16 protein-coding genes are annotated in these 13,620 nt (G+C 35.3%); 11 read left to right on the top strand and 5 right to left on the bottom strand.

Annotation, left to right across the window (positions count from 1 at the left end):
- Positions 1 to 9: 9 nt before the first annotated feature.
- Together nadC and LS70_RS01340 are read left to right on the top strand one after the other, a co-directional pair.
- Complete coding sequence (gene nadC, locus LS70_RS01345) at positions 10 to 837, top strand: carboxylating nicotinate-nucleotide diphosphorylase (RefSeq protein WP_034287909.1); 828 nt, start codon at positions 10 to 12, stop codon at positions 835 to 837.
- The gene (locus LS70_RS01340) at positions 807 to 1,706 is read left to right on the top strand and encodes a thiamine-phosphate kinase (RefSeq protein ID WP_236096404.1); all 900 of its coding nucleotides are present in this window, start codon (positions 807 to 809) and stop codon (positions 1,704 to 1,706) included. The genes nadC and LS70_RS01340 overlap by 31 nt, the downstream gene beginning before the upstream one ends.
- Before the next feature lie 21 nt (positions 1,707 to 1,727).
- Here the strand turns inward: LS70_RS01340 and LS70_RS01335 are convergent, their stop codons facing one another.
- Genes LS70_RS01335 through folD form a run of 5 tightly spaced genes read right to left on the bottom strand, consistent with a single transcriptional unit; the run spans position 1,728 to position 4,858 of the window.
- Positions 1,728 to 2,066 (bottom strand): hypothetical protein, encoded by a 339-nt coding sequence (locus LS70_RS01335; RefSeq protein WP_034287914.1) that lies wholly within the window; start codon positions 2,064 to 2,066, stop codon positions 1,728 to 1,730.
- Between the two features lie 9 nt (positions 2,067 to 2,075).
- The gene (gene rpiB, locus LS70_RS01330; protein WP_034287917.1) at positions 2,076 to 2,501 is read right to left on the bottom strand and encodes a ribose 5-phosphate isomerase B; all 426 of its coding nucleotides are present in this window, start codon (positions 2,499 to 2,501) and stop codon (positions 2,076 to 2,078) included.
- A gap of 8 nt (positions 2,502 to 2,509) precedes the next feature.
- On the bottom strand, positions 2,510 to 3,169 hold the full coding sequence (locus LS70_RS01325; protein WP_034287920.1) for a site-2 protease family protein: 660 nt from the start codon (positions 3,167 to 3,169) through the stop codon (positions 2,510 to 2,512).
- Positions 3,170 to 3,997, bottom strand: coding sequence for a signal peptidase I (lepB, locus tag LS70_RS01320; protein ID WP_034287923.1), 828 nt, complete (start codon positions 3,995 to 3,997; stop codon positions 3,170 to 3,172).
- A gap of 9 nt (positions 3,998 to 4,006) precedes the next feature.
- Positions 4,007 to 4,858 (bottom strand): bifunctional methylenetetrahydrofolate dehydrogenase/methenyltetrahydrofolate cyclohydrolase FolD, encoded by an 852-nt coding sequence (folD, locus tag LS70_RS01315; RefSeq protein WP_034287926.1) that lies wholly within the window; start codon positions 4,856 to 4,858, stop codon positions 4,007 to 4,009.
- A 181-nt stretch (positions 4,859 to 5,039) separates the two neighbouring features.
- Here folD and LS70_RS01310 point away from each other — a divergent pair, with 181 nt between their 5' ends.
- From LS70_RS01310 to LS70_RS01270, 9 genes are all read left to right on the top strand, one after another.
- Positions 5,040 to 5,378 (top strand): c-type cytochrome, encoded by a 339-nt coding sequence (locus tag LS70_RS01310; protein ID WP_052083326.1) that lies wholly within the window; start codon positions 5,040 to 5,042, stop codon positions 5,376 to 5,378.
- A gap of 176 nt (positions 5,379 to 5,554) precedes the next feature.
- Positions 5,555 to 7,117, top strand: coding sequence for a 4Fe-4S binding protein (locus tag LS70_RS01305; RefSeq protein WP_034287929.1), 1,563 nt, complete (start codon positions 5,555 to 5,557; stop codon positions 7,115 to 7,117).
- On the top strand, positions 7,110 to 7,712 hold the full coding sequence (locus LS70_RS01300; protein WP_034287932.1) for a TorD/DmsD family molecular chaperone: 603 nt from the start codon (positions 7,110 to 7,112) through the stop codon (positions 7,710 to 7,712). The genes LS70_RS01305 and LS70_RS01300 overlap by 8 nt, the downstream gene beginning before the upstream one ends.
- A gap of 69 nt (positions 7,713 to 7,781) precedes the next feature.
- On the top strand, positions 7,782 to 7,976 hold the full coding sequence (locus LS70_RS01295) for a twin-arginine translocation signal domain-containing protein (protein WP_034287935.1): 195 nt from the start codon (positions 7,782 to 7,784) through the stop codon (positions 7,974 to 7,976).
- An 18-nt stretch (positions 7,977 to 7,994) separates the two neighbouring features.
- On the top strand, positions 7,995 to 10,832 hold the full coding sequence (locus tag LS70_RS01290) for a molybdopterin-dependent oxidoreductase (RefSeq protein WP_138109287.1): 2,838 nt from the start codon (positions 7,995 to 7,997) through the stop codon (positions 10,830 to 10,832).
- Between the two features lie 10 nt (positions 10,833 to 10,842).
- Entirely contained in the window at positions 10,843 to 11,472 is a 630-nt protein-coding gene (gene fdh3B / locus LS70_RS01285) for a formate dehydrogenase FDH3 subunit beta (RefSeq protein ID WP_034287944.1), read from the top strand.
- A gap of 9 nt (positions 11,473 to 11,481) precedes the next feature.
- Positions 11,482 to 12,432: a formate dehydrogenase subunit gamma gene (locus LS70_RS01280; RefSeq protein WP_034287947.1), complete on the top strand. Its 951-nt coding sequence runs from the start codon at positions 11,482 to 11,484 to the stop codon at positions 12,430 to 12,432.
- On the top strand, positions 12,432 to 13,217 hold the full coding sequence (gene fdhD, locus LS70_RS01275; RefSeq protein WP_034287949.1) for a formate dehydrogenase accessory sulfurtransferase FdhD: 786 nt from the start codon (positions 12,432 to 12,434) through the stop codon (positions 13,215 to 13,217). The genes LS70_RS01280 and fdhD overlap by 1 nt, the downstream gene beginning before the upstream one ends.
- A gap of 217 nt (positions 13,218 to 13,434) precedes the next feature.
- Positions 13,435 to 13,620 (top strand): hypothetical protein, encoded by a 186-nt coding sequence (locus tag LS70_RS01270; RefSeq protein WP_034287952.1) that lies wholly within the window; start codon positions 13,435 to 13,437, stop codon positions 13,618 to 13,620.

Here is a 13,620-nt window from a genome sequence, read left to right as displayed (position 1 = left end):
GGAGTAAAAATGCATAAAATCTTGTTAGATGATTTTTTAAAAGAAGTGTTAAGAGAGGATATTGGGCGCGGTGATTTGTATATGCGTATGCAAAATGATATTGAGGTAGAAGCTTATATTGTTGCAAAAGAGAGTGGAATTTTATCAGGAAAAACGTATGTTGAACGTTTATGCGAGTTGTTAAAGATTGATTGTCAATTTACCTTTGATGATGGTGTTGGATTCAAAAAAGAAGAAAAAATTGTTACTTTTGAAGGTAAGATGAGCGAAATTTTAAGTGCAGAACGCACAATTTTAAATCTCTTAGAACATTCAAGTGGAATCGCAACGCTAACACGCAAATATGTGCAAAAAATAGAAGGAACAAATTGCATTTTGCTAGATACGCGTAAAACTCGTCCTTTACTTAGGGATTTTGAAAAATATTCTGCGCGTAATGGGGGAGCTGTTAATCATCGCTTAGGATTAGATGATTGTCTAATGTTAAAAGATACACATTTAACAAGGATTTTGGCGTTAAATAAATTTGTTAAGGATATTTGTTCTAAGATTCCATTTACTGCAAAAATTGAAGTAGAGTGTGAGAATATTTTGCAAGCCAAAGAAGCATTAGAATCAGGAATTGATATTTTGATGTGCGATAATATGGATATTGAAACGATAAAAAATGTTGTAAAAATGCGTAATGCAATGGCTCCAAATGTGCTTTTGGAAGCAAGTGGAAATATCACATTAGAAAATATTAGAGAATATGCAGAAAGTGGCGTAGATGCAATTTCATCTGGTGCGATTATTCATCAGGCAGTTTGGGTAGATTTGAGTATGAAAATAGACTAATGCGTGATAGAGAAAAGGCGTTTATACATTCCTTAAAACAAAGTGGTGCAACTTTTGGAATCGGAGATGATGGTGTAGAGATTGATAATTATGTCGTTGCAAGTGATGCTTTTTTTGAAGATGTGCATTTTAAACGTGTTTGGGGGGATTTAAGTGATATTGTAGAAAAATGTTTTTTGGTCAATCTCTCTGATATTTATGCAATGCATGCGATTCCACGCTTTGTGCTTTTAACGCTTACTTTGCCAAAGGAATTTAAAGGAGTGGCGAATCTCGCAAAAATTATAGGAGAATGCGCATTAAAATATAGTGTTAAAATCATTGGTGGAGATACAATAACAGCAGATAAATTGCATTTTTCACTAACGGTTTTAGGAGAGAAGCAAGGTAGAATCTTAACAAGAAAAGGAATAAAAAAAGGAGATATTCTAGGCTATATTAGCCCAAAAAGTATCTTAACCGGGTTAAAAACACAAAGTTTTGGAAGAAATGCAAAAATGTTAAAAAATGCGTTAAGATTCAATAAACACAAAAAAATCCAAAATAATACGCGTTTTGCAAAGCCTCTTTTGTATCCTAAAATGCTTTTTGAATTAAATCGTATTGCAAGGGCTGGAATGGATATTTCTGATGGAATTTTTATGGAGTTGCCACGTCTTAGTCGCTTAAATCGCTTGGGTTTTAAAATGCTTAAAGTTAAAGGAGATTGGTTGTATTCTCCAGAAGAATACCAAATGCTTTATGCGATTCCAAAAAATAAGTTAAAAAAAATGCAAAATCTTGCTTTTAAACACCGCCATTTCTTTATTCCATTTGCTAAATCAGTGCGTGGCAGATTTAAAGAAACAAAAAAGAATTGGCACTGCTAAGAAATTAAAAATAGAGAAGCACTATAATAATGCTTCAATTTTTTGTTCTAAATCTTTAATTTTACTTTTATATTTTTCACTTTCTACGCGGTATTGGGAATTGCGTTGTTTTAAAATTTTAACCTCATTACGCAATGCAGTAATTTCATCTGTTAAAATATCAATATTTCCTAGTGCTCTTTGGAGTTGTAGTTGGTGTTTGCGGATTAAAATTTCTGCTTCTTGTAAAGTTAGTTTCATCACGGCACTATTTTTTTCTTCCTTTTGGGCAATGCTTTTATAAAAGAAAGTTTTGATAACCATAAATAAAACAAAAAGAATAAAAGCAGTTAAAAACAGCCATTGTGTGAATTGTGCCATAAAGATTCCTTAATGTAATTTTCCTATGCGACAAGTGTGGCGACCGCCCTCAAAAACCCCCTCGCAAAAGTTTTTTAAAATACTCTCCACCATACCTATTCCAATAACACGTGCTCCTAAGCATAGGACATTTGCGTCATTGTGCGCACGGCTCATAGAGGCACTATATGGTTCATTGCAAAGTGCAGCACGTATGCCTTTATGACGATTAGCAGCAATACTCATTCCAATTCCGCTACCACAAATCAAAATTCCAAAACTCCCTTCATTTTCTAATACTTTTTGGCATAAGCTATTTGCAAAATCAGGATAATCTACACGTTCTGCATCCATTGGTCCTAAATCCACAACCTTATGCCCCATTTGTTCTAAGATTCCAAAAATTGAACCTTTAAGCGTAAAACCTGCATGATCACTTGCGATGAAAAATTGCATAAATACTCCTATAAAAGCAAATTAATAATATATTGCACAGGTATGAAAATGAAATTAGATAATGATGTGCTTAAGATAATAATTAAAATGAGCATTCCTGCCATTGGTGGAATCTTATCAAATATTCTTGCAAAAAAGTCATTTTTAAACATTAATCCAAAATAGGCTAGAGCATTTGCACCGTCTAAAGGTGGAATCGGAATTAGATTAAAGACAGCTAGCACAACATTATAAATCAAAACTTGCAAGAAAAAGTAAATTGTCAATAATAAAATAAAATTCCCAGCAAGGATTCCACTATTTAAAACATAGATTAAAATACTAGCAAGGATTGCTAAAATAAAGTTATATGTAACTCCAGCGATTGAAACGCCAAATGCACCAAAATATCCACCATTATAAACTACTCGGTCAATGCGCACAGGAACAGGTTTTGCCCAACCAAATAAAAAAGGAGCATTCATTAAAAATAAAGCTCCGGGAATTAGAATAGAACCGACTAAATCAATATGAATAATGGGGTTTAAGCTTAGTCGTCCAGCATCACGTGCTGTCGTATCACCAAATTTTAGCGCGATATAACCATGCATTATCTCATGTCCAATAATTGCTAATAAAAGCGCGCAAATCTTAATAGGAATGTCATAAATTAATGGAATCTCAAACATTTAAGATTCCAAATTTTTGGTATTTTTTTCTTGTAAAGCTTGTTTTTCCAAGCTCTCAACACTTTTTCCGATTCGATTCCAACGAATATTAAAGGCATCGTCCCAGCTAAAGTAAATAAACCAAGGTTTGCCTATAATATATCGATAAGGCACAGCTCCCCAAAAACGAGAATCGCTAGAATTGTTGCGATTATCTCCCATCATAAAAAACTCATCGTCTTTAATGCTTGTGTAGAATGCAATTTCTCCATTGCTTAAATCAACTTGCTCCATTGCAATTTTTTCCCCATTATGCAATAGGATTCTTAATTGTTCAAACGCATCAAGGGAGGTTTGCGCGTAATGCACCCCAGCGTGAAGTGCCGCATAAGGTTCATAATAGAAGACTTTTCCGCCAAATTCTAAAGAACGTGCTGTCGTGTCTTTATAGATAGAATCGCTGCTGAAATGCACCCATAAGCCCTCTTTAGTATAAAGCACTTCATCACCACTAATAGCAACATTGCGCTTTACAAAATGAATTTTTGGTGCGTTAGGGTCGCGAAATATTACAATATCTCCACGCTTTGGACGTTCTCCTTCAATTAAATGTCCGTTTTTATTAAAATCTGGTAGCACTTGAATTTCAAGCCATGGAATCGTGGGTGTTGGGATTCCATAGGAAAATTTTTTGACAAATAAATTATCACCAATCAATAATGTATTTAACATACTTCCGCTTGGAATCACAAAAGCTTGCGCCAAAAAGAAGATAATTCCCAAAACAATAATAATCGTGCCAACCCAACTATTAATAAATGCGTAAAGTTTAAGAAAAATATTTTTCATTGTTTTCCCTTAGTGTTTGCTTGGACGTAATTTAGCAGCTTTTAATGTGTTTTGCAAAAGTGAAGCAATCGTCATTGGTCCAACGCCACCGGGGACTGGAGTGATAAAGCTACATTTTGGGGAGACATTTGGATAATCCACATCTCCTACGATTCTACCATCTTCAAGCTTGCTAATTCCAATATCTACAACAACTGCATTTTCTTTTACTATATCTTTTGTGATAAGGTTTGGCTTGCCAACAGCCACACATAAAATATCTGCTTCTTTTGTAAATTTTGCTAAATCTTGTGTATAAATATGGCATAGAGTAATTGTAGCATTTTCATTTAAAAATAGCGCACCTAAAGGTTTTCCTACAATATTGCTAGCCCCGACAACCACAACATTTTTACCTTGTAGTGTGATATGATAATGTTTTAAAAGCGTGATAACCCCCATTGGAGTTGCTGGAATAAAACCATCAAGATTTGCAAGAATGCGCCCCATATTAAAAGGGTGGAATCCATCGACATCTTTGTGTGGGGCAATAGCTTCTAAAACTGCTGTTGTATCAATGTGTTTTGGTAAAGGGAGTTGCACTAAGATTCCATCAATATTTGGATTTTGGTTTAGCATTGCAATTGTTTGCAAAAGGGATTCTTGCTGGATATTTTCGGGCATTTCATGTGTAATAGAGTAGATTCCAGTGCGTTTGCAAGCCTTTGCTTTCATATTGACATAACTTTGTGAAGCAGGGTCGCCACCGACTAAAATCACTGCAAGACCGGGAGTAATACCTTGTTTGTTTAGAATTTCGACTTCTTTTTGGATTTTATTTTCGATGTTTTGTGCAAGAGCCTTTCCGTCTAAAATTTGCATCAATAAACCTTTTTTGAAATAATCTTGCAATTATAATATAAAGAAAGTTTTTATACCTTTAAGCTTAGCTAGAATTTTAAGAAAAAGCGTTGCATTGCAGGTTGCTTTTGCATTTAGTAGTGTTTGCAAGTGTATTTAACCTAAATTTTGCTAAGATTGCACTAAAAATTTAAGGGATTGTATGCGCTTTGTATTGGTTTTGGTGTGTGTAATAGTTTTTTTAAAAGCGGAAGAGAACTTTATTACACCGCTTGAATACGGAAAAATGCTTTATGAAAATCCTCGAGGAATTGGTTGTGTAGAGTGCCATGGGAAGTATGGAGAGGGAGATAGAGTTGCTAATTACACACATAAAAATTATGCAAAATCTATTTATGCGCCGCGTATTAATAATTTAGAATTTAATACTTTTAAAAATGCTTTGCAAGGTGGCAAACGTGTTATGCCAAAATACTATCTAACTGCAAATGAAATTGAAGCAATTTATAAATATTTACAAAATTTTAAACAAAATCAATAAAAGATTTTTCTATGAAATGTAGAAGTCGAAGTCTTTGTAATCCTATAAAATTTCTATACCTATATAAAAATAAATATATCCAAAAAGTTAAAAAATATTGACTTTTCTAGCCCTAAGGGAGTAAAATTAGCACTATACTAATTATTTTATCAAAGCTTATGCTAGGAATAATACAGATGATTAAAACTCCCATTTCACACACTTTTCCACTTGGTAATATTTTATTAGACAAAAATACTTTAGAATATAATACAAAATTGATATTACTAAATAAAGTGCAAGAGATTAGAGATGATTTTGCTTTAGAGGCAAAGCATCATATTGTGATTGACTCAAAACTTGCTATTGTATATATAAGCGAAGATAATGGTGTGATTCCACAAGTTGTGCAAGATTTTACAGAATCAGCACAGATTTTTTTTGAAGTTTCTTTGTTAGATATTGCGCTTTTAGAAAATTTTAGCGGAAGTTTTGGTGCATTTAGTGCGCGGTTTAATAATGGAAGCGTGGTTGAGTTTGCGCAAGCTGTGCTGTTTGTATATGAGGAAGAATTATTGCGCTTTAGAGGTGTTTATAATGTAGCGGATTTTCAAAGTGCTGATACTTTGCTAGAAAGATTGCGTAATAACCTTGGGGAGTATAGTTATAAGGATATTATTAGCTATAAAGAGGATTATTGTCAATACCATCATAGAAGAGAAAAATACTGCGTAAAATGTGTTGATGTCTGCCCAACTTTTGGTGTAGGCGCAAATGATAGCTTAATGGAACTTGCTTTTTCAATGGTGGATTGTGTGAGCTGTGGGGCTTGTGTGGGAGTATGTCCTACAAATTGTTTAGAATACGAAGAAATGCCAAAAGAGGGATTAGAAGAAATTATTGAGCTTTATAAAGAGCAAAAAATCTTTTTATGTTCTTTTGATGATTATATAAAGTTATGCGAGAAAAATGTAATTTTACCAGAATCCCTAACACCTATGATTCTTCCAAATCTTTTAATGCTTAATGAAAATGACTTATTGACAATGCTTCAGACAAGTGGGAATGCCTTGCTTGTTTATGGAGATACATTAAGTGCGCCTATGGAGTTTTTAAACAACATAACGCAGCAAATTTATCAAAAAGATTCCATATTTTTAGTTAACAGCGTGGAATCCATTTCTACTTTAGCACAAGATTTACCAAAAATGGAATCGTATTTTTATAAAAATCGCTATAACAAGCCTTTTAGAGAATCCTTCGCACAACGCTTGCAATATATGATTAAAGAAGGTGATTTTGGGCTTGCTGCAAGTGTGGCAACAGAAAATAGCGCACCTGTATTTTATGGAGATTTAAAAGTCGATGCGAGCAAATGCACGCTTTGCCTTTCTTGTGTTGGGGCTTGTAATGTGAATGCAATTTTTGCAAAGAGTGATGATTTTTCTTTGCGCTTTAATGCTTCTCTTTGCACAACTTGTGGATATTGCATTACTTCTTGTCCAGAAAATGTTATGGAACTAAGTAGAGATGGAATCACATTAAAGGGAGAATATTTTAAAAGTAGAGAGCTTGCAAAAGATACGCCATTTTTATGCGTAGAGTGTGGAAAGGCATTTTCTACACAAAAATCTATCGAAAAAGTAATGGGAATGCTAGGTTCAGCGTTTAGCTCAGATTCTAAAAAGCTAAAAACAATTCAATGCTGCCCAGATTGCAAGGTTAAAGTTATGTTTGGGCAAGGAGAAGCAAATGTTTGAAAATTTAAGTCCGCAAGAAGCACAAGATTTAAAAAATGCGCGTTTGCTTTATTATGATTTTTTCTATGGTTTGTTTGTTTTTGAGCTTTTAGATGAGCGCGTGGAGTTAGCAAAAAGACAATTAGAAATCTTGCAAAATGCCCCTTTAAATGATAATTCAGAAGCAAGTATGCAGGTTTTGCAACAAGAATTGCAAAAAAATGGAATCGCGAATCTTAAAGAAGAATTTTCACGCCTTTTTGCCTTGCCTTTTGGAGGAAAGCAAGTAGGAATGCATTTATCGCATTATTATGAAAATTGTATTGGAGCGGAATCGCTTCTTAAAATACGCGCACTCCTTAAGAAAAGTGATGTTAGGGTAGAGACTTCAGAGTTTAGAGAGAGTGAAGAGCATTTAGGATTCTTGTTTGGTTTTATGCGTTATTTAATCGAAAATGAAAACACAGAGCTTGCAAAAGAAGTTTTTATCTTCATTAAAGATGCGTATTTTGGATTAATTAATGAGATTAGAGAACGCAAAGATGCGAAATATTATCTAGCATTAGCAGATTTGCTAGAAGGATTTATGCGGTTTGAAAATGATGTGTATGTGTGATTCGACTAGGGCTTTTGCGCAAAAGTCCTAGTGGGATTATCCCAAATCTCAAAATAAAGGAGCCAATACATGGAAAAAAGTAGGCGTGAGTTTCTTAAAACCACAGCGAAAACTTCCGTTGCTGCTGCAGGTGTAAGTATTGCATTAGCAGGTTGTGGCAAAAAAGGCACAAGTGAGAATCTTGTTCGTGGAAAATCTCCAAAAACAGAGATTCTTTACCAAAAAAGTAAGCAATGGGATTTGTATTATTCTGTTGCAAAATAAAAGAAGTGAGGCAAAATTATGAGCGAAGCAATTAAAAGACGCCAAACAAGACGTGCGTTTTTGAAAATGACAGCTCTTGGAAGTTTGGCAGGTGCTAGCGTAGCTTTGGGTAATGATAGTCAAAAAACTATGCGTCAAGCAACTGCGCAAGAGCTAAAAGAAAGGTATCCAAATTCCCAAAAAATTAAAACTATTTGTACGCATTGTTCAGTAGGTTGTGGAATTGTGGCGGAAGTTGTTGATGGCGTATGGGTGCGCCAAGAAGTTGCACAAGATCATCCTGTGTCTCAAGGTGGGCATTGCTGTAAGGGTGCTGACTTGATTGATAGAGCAAGAAGTGAGACAAGATTGCGCTATCCTTTGGAGAAAAAAGACGGAAAATGGGCGCGTTTAAAGTATGATGAGGCAATGGATAAAATTGCAGCACAACTTAAGCAAATCCATGAAGAAAGCGGTCCTGATGCAGTAATGTTTTTAGGAAGTGCAAAATGTTCTAACGAGCAAAGTTATTACATTAGAAAATTTGCAGCTTTTTTTGGAACAAATAATATAGATCACTGCGCTAGAGTTTGACACAGCCCAACAGTTGCCGGTGTGGCAAATACATTTGGGTATGGTGGTATGACAAACCATCTTGGCGATATGATGTTTTCAAAATATATTATTATCATTGGAGCAAACCCAGCAGTCAATCACCCTGTATCTATGGTGCATATTTTACGTGCAAAAGAGCAGGGCGCAAAACTTGTTTGTATTGATCCTAGATTTACAAAAACAGCGGCTAAGTGCGATGAGTTCCATAGAATTAGAAGTGGGACAGATATTGCCTTTGCTTATGGATTATTAAATCACATTATTACAAATAATCTTTATGATGCGCAATATCTAAAAGATAGAGTGTATGGCTATGAAGATATTATGGAAGAGGCAAAAAAATTCCCCCCAGAAGTTGCAGCAGATGTGTGTGGAATCCCAGCAGATATGATTCGTCATATTGCAGAAGAGATGGCAGCCGCAAAGCCTGCAAGTTTGATTTGGAATCAAGGTCTAACACAACATACAGTTGGGACAAGCAATACTAGAATTATGCCGATTTTACAAATGTTCTTAGGAAATATTGGTAAAAATGGTGGTGGTGTAAATATCTTACGCGGACACGATAATGTGCAAGGTGCTTCAGATATGAATAATCTAGCGGATTCTCTTCCGGGATATTATGGGCTTGGAGAGCCAGCTTGGAGACATTTCTGTAAGCATTGGGGTGTAGATTATGAATGGATGCTTGGTCGTTTCAAAGATAAAGAAATGATGGGTAAAACAGGATTTGCACACTCTACTTGGAAATTTGGTGTTTTAGATGAAGAAAATGCTGAAAATAATGGTGGAACTAAACTTAGAGCGTTAGTTGTAATTGGTTCTGGTATGACAACAGTTTCATTGCTAGATTTACAAAAAAAGGCTATGGATAAACTTGATTTGGTTGTCTTTGTAGATCCTTATGTAAATGACTTGGCAATTTATAGTGATAGGACAGATAATCTCTTTATGCTTCCAGCCGCATCACAAATGGAGACAGCAGGTTCTGTGGCTGCGACAAATAGAAGTTATCAATGGCGTAGCAAGGTTATGGAACCTTTATTTGAGTGCCGCCCAGATGAGGAGTTTTTGTTTGGTTTAGCAGAGCGTTTAGGATTCTTAGATAAATTGCAGTGGAGACTTTACGATATTGCAAAATCTAAGGGTAGAGATAAATTTATTTGGCCAGATGACGCGACAACAGAGCTTACACAAAGTATTAGAAGCATTGGTTTGCAAGGAATGAGTCCAGAGCGTTTAAAAGCACACCAAGAAAATTGGCATATGTTTGATAAAGTAACATTAAGAGGAACAGGTCCTTTTAAAAATGATTATTATGGATTGCCTTGGCCTTGCTGGAGCGATAAGCATCCGGGAACCCCAGTAATGTATAATGATACTATTCCTGTTATGGAAGGTGGTATGGGATTCCGTGTAAATTGGGGTGTAACAAGTCCAGATGGAAAATCTATGCTAACCCCACGTTCTTTACCAGATGCAAAATATCAAGGTGGGCATGCTCCTGTAACTGCGGCAAATGCAGAATCTTTAGGTATTAAGCTAACAGAGAAAGAAAAAGAAGAAATTGCAGGTTCAACATTTGCTCTAGGAATTGGTAATAATATTCTTGTGGAAAAGGCATTAGAAGCTGGAATCTGCCCTTATGGAAATGGAAAAGCAAGAGCTAAAGCCTGGAATTGGTATGATCAGATTCCATTACATAGAGAGCCTTTACATTCTGTAAGAGGAGATTTGGTAGATAAATATCCAAACTTCCCTGATAAGCCTAATCATTTTAGGGCAAATATCAAATATAGAAGTCGCCAAAAAGAGTTGGGAGAAAACAAAAATTGGGTCGATGAATTCCCAATTAATATGCTAAGTGGGCGTCTTGTTGCACATATGGGAACAGGTGCAGAAACAAGAAGTGCGAAATATTTAGCAGAGGTTGAAGGTGAAATGTTTGTTGAAATTCACCCTGATAAAGCAGCAGAGCTAAATATTGTAAATGGCGATATGGTTTGGGTGTATGGAACAATGGATACTAGAATTTTGGTCAAAGCAAAACTTTCTACAAGGGTAGATTATAATAGTATTTGGCTGCCACAAAACTTCTCTGGTATGGATCAAGGAAAATCAAGACTTGAAATGTATCCTGAAGGCACAAAACCTTATGTAATTGGTGAATCAGCAAATATGATTTCAAGCTATGGCTTTGATTATAACTCTGCTTGTCCAGAAACAAAATGCGGTTTATGCCGTATTGAAAAAGCACAATAGGGGGTAGAAAATGAGTAATACGATTCCTATGAATCTTGAAGATTTTTCAAGAATTAAATTCTATTGTGATACTAATCGTTGTATTGAGTGCCACGGATGCGATGTTGCATGTAAAGAAGCGCATCACTTGCCTGTTGGTGTGAATCGCCGTAGAGTTGTTGTGTTAAATGAAGGACAAGTTGGTAAAGAAAGTGCCGTTTCTGTAGCTTGTATGCATTGTGCAGACGCACCTTGTGCGCAAGTATGTCCTGTGGATTGTTTTTACATCCGTGCAGATGGCATTGTTTTACATGATAAGAAAACTTGTATTGGTTGCGGATATTGTTTGTATGCTTGCCCATTTGGTGCGCCACAATTCCCCAAAAATGGAGTTTTTGAAAGTCGTGGAGCAATGGACAAATGCACATTTTGTGCTGGTGGTCCTGAAGAGACAAATAGCGAAGAAGAATATAAACTCTATGGACAAAACAGAATTGCAGAAGGTAAAGTTCCGATGTGTGCAAGTATGTGTTCTACAAAAGCATTGTTAGCAGGAAGTAGTGAAGAAGTTTCTAATATCATTACACATCGTGCAACAATGCGTGGGGAAAATATCCCAAATGCCGTTCCAAATGTATGGAAAACAGCGTATGGCAACTAGGAGGATTCTATGAGATTATTTAAATTCTTTAGAATCTTTGTAATGCTTGCAGGTTTTGTAAGTGTTATGTTTGCAGCAAATCCTAGTGTCCCACAAGAGGGCGGCAAGCAGTATGCTGAAGTTATTAAAGGGAATAATGCTTTATTTACAAAAGAGGATTTAGCAAATCCTTACCTTTATGGTGGTCCTGAAGTAGAGGCAATTAAGAGTTGGGGTATTGGTTCTCCTAATGCAAGTGGATTAGGGGAGATTTTTACTCTTTTACAAGGACATTATTTTGCAACAATTTTTGCACTTTTAATTGTGTTTGTTATCCTAGCTTTTTTAGGGCATTTTATGATTGTTGGACAAAAGAAATTTACACATGGAAAGAAAATTCGCGTGTTTTCTAGTTACAATATTTTTGTGCATTGGGCAGCAGCGATTCCTTTTGTGTTGATTTGTCTAACAGGATTAACAATGGTATTTGGTGATAAATTAGGCGGTGGAGCATTTGTGCGCTTTGCGCGTGATGTTCATGGAATCGCTACAATACTTTTTGTTATTTTCGGCGCTTTGATGTTTTTGATGTGGGCAAAAGATGCACTTCCAAAAGCTTATGATATTCAATGGCTTATGATTATGGGCGGATATTTAAGCAAGGAGAAAAAACCTATTCCTGCGGGGAAATTTAACGCAGGGCAAAAAATGTGGTTTTGGGTATGCACGCTTGGTGGTTTTGTAATGGCAATTTCTGGAGCATATATGTTCTTTCAGTTTGCCGATATTGACACTTTGCGTTTAATGGCATTGGTGCATAATATTTTAGGATTCTTAATTATTGCGTTATTAATTACGCATATTTATATGGCAGTATTTGCGATTGAAGGTGCTTTACATTCTATCATAGATGGAAATATGGGTGAAGAAGAAATTGCAATTTTGCATAGCTATTACTATAAAGAGCTAACAGCTGCATAATGGAATCTTATTGTAAAACATTAACAATAGAAAAACTCTCTCCCAATGGATTTGTTGGGGGAGTAGTTAGCGATAATGTTATCACAGAAGAGCGTATCGCGTTTTATCTTAATGGTAGAAAATTACTTTCAGTTATGAGTATCCCAAGTGAGCAAGATTTTCATTTTGTTGGGTTTTTGATAAGTGAAGGTGTTCTTAGTGATATTTCTCAAATCAAACATTTAGAGATTGCAGAAGATGGCAAAAGCGTCTCTATGGAAGCTGAGATTCATACAGAAAATTTAGAAAATTTATTTCGTGAGAAAACATTAACTTCAGGTTGCTGCGTAGGTGTTGCTGGAAATTTAGAAGGGCATATTGTAGAGCGGTTTGTAGAATCTGAAATTCTTTTAAATCCTTCGATACTTTTTAAGTATTTAAGGGAATTTGAAATCCCAAGTCCTTTGTTTAGCAAAACAGGCTGTGTGCATAAAGCAATGCTAGTTTTAGGAGATAAAACCTTAGTTTGTGAAGATATTGGTCGGCATAATGCTATTGATAAAGTGATGGGAAAAGCGCGTATGTTGGGGTTAAATACACGTGATTGTATGCTTTATGTGAGCGGAAGATTATCGCTTGAAATGGTGATTAAAGCAGTTATGCACAATATTCCTATTGTGATTTCAAAAGCAGCAGCGACATTAATGGGAATAAAGGCTGCACAAGAAACAGGTGTTACGCTTGTTGGGTTTGCTAGGGGAGAGCGCGCAAATGTTTATACACATAGTGGAAGAATCCAAATGTAGCTACAATTTTGCAATGAAAGCTAAAGCTATGTAGAGATTCCATATTTATAAATTTGTAAGTTTGTATGAGTTGCTAACGCGCATTTTGCCTTGTTTATAATAGTGCGAGTAAGTCTTGTAATAAAATCCTAAAACTTGACAAAAACTTAATAATTTCCCCCTTTTTAATTCACAAGTATCCTTTAAAATTTCAATAATTAATTTTAAAGGAATAAAGATGAAAAAGTCAATCTCTACTATTATTTTAGTTTTAGCATTTCTTTTTAGCGGTTGTGAAAATAGAATCCAACCTAGCTTAGAGTTAAGAGAAATCACAAATATTGGTTTTAATATTAATTATATTTACAAAACTTATTTTAAAAGAGCTTTTATTTTTCAAAGCATAGCATATAAAGATTCTTGA

Source organism: Helicobacter sp. MIT 11-5569, assembly GCF_000765695.2.
Taxonomy (GTDB): domain Bacteria; phylum Campylobacterota; class Campylobacteria; order Campylobacterales; family Helicobacteraceae; genus Helicobacter_D.
The sequence above is the reverse complement of the archived record's forward strand: the minus strand, read 5'-3'. Positions and strand labels throughout refer to the sequence as shown.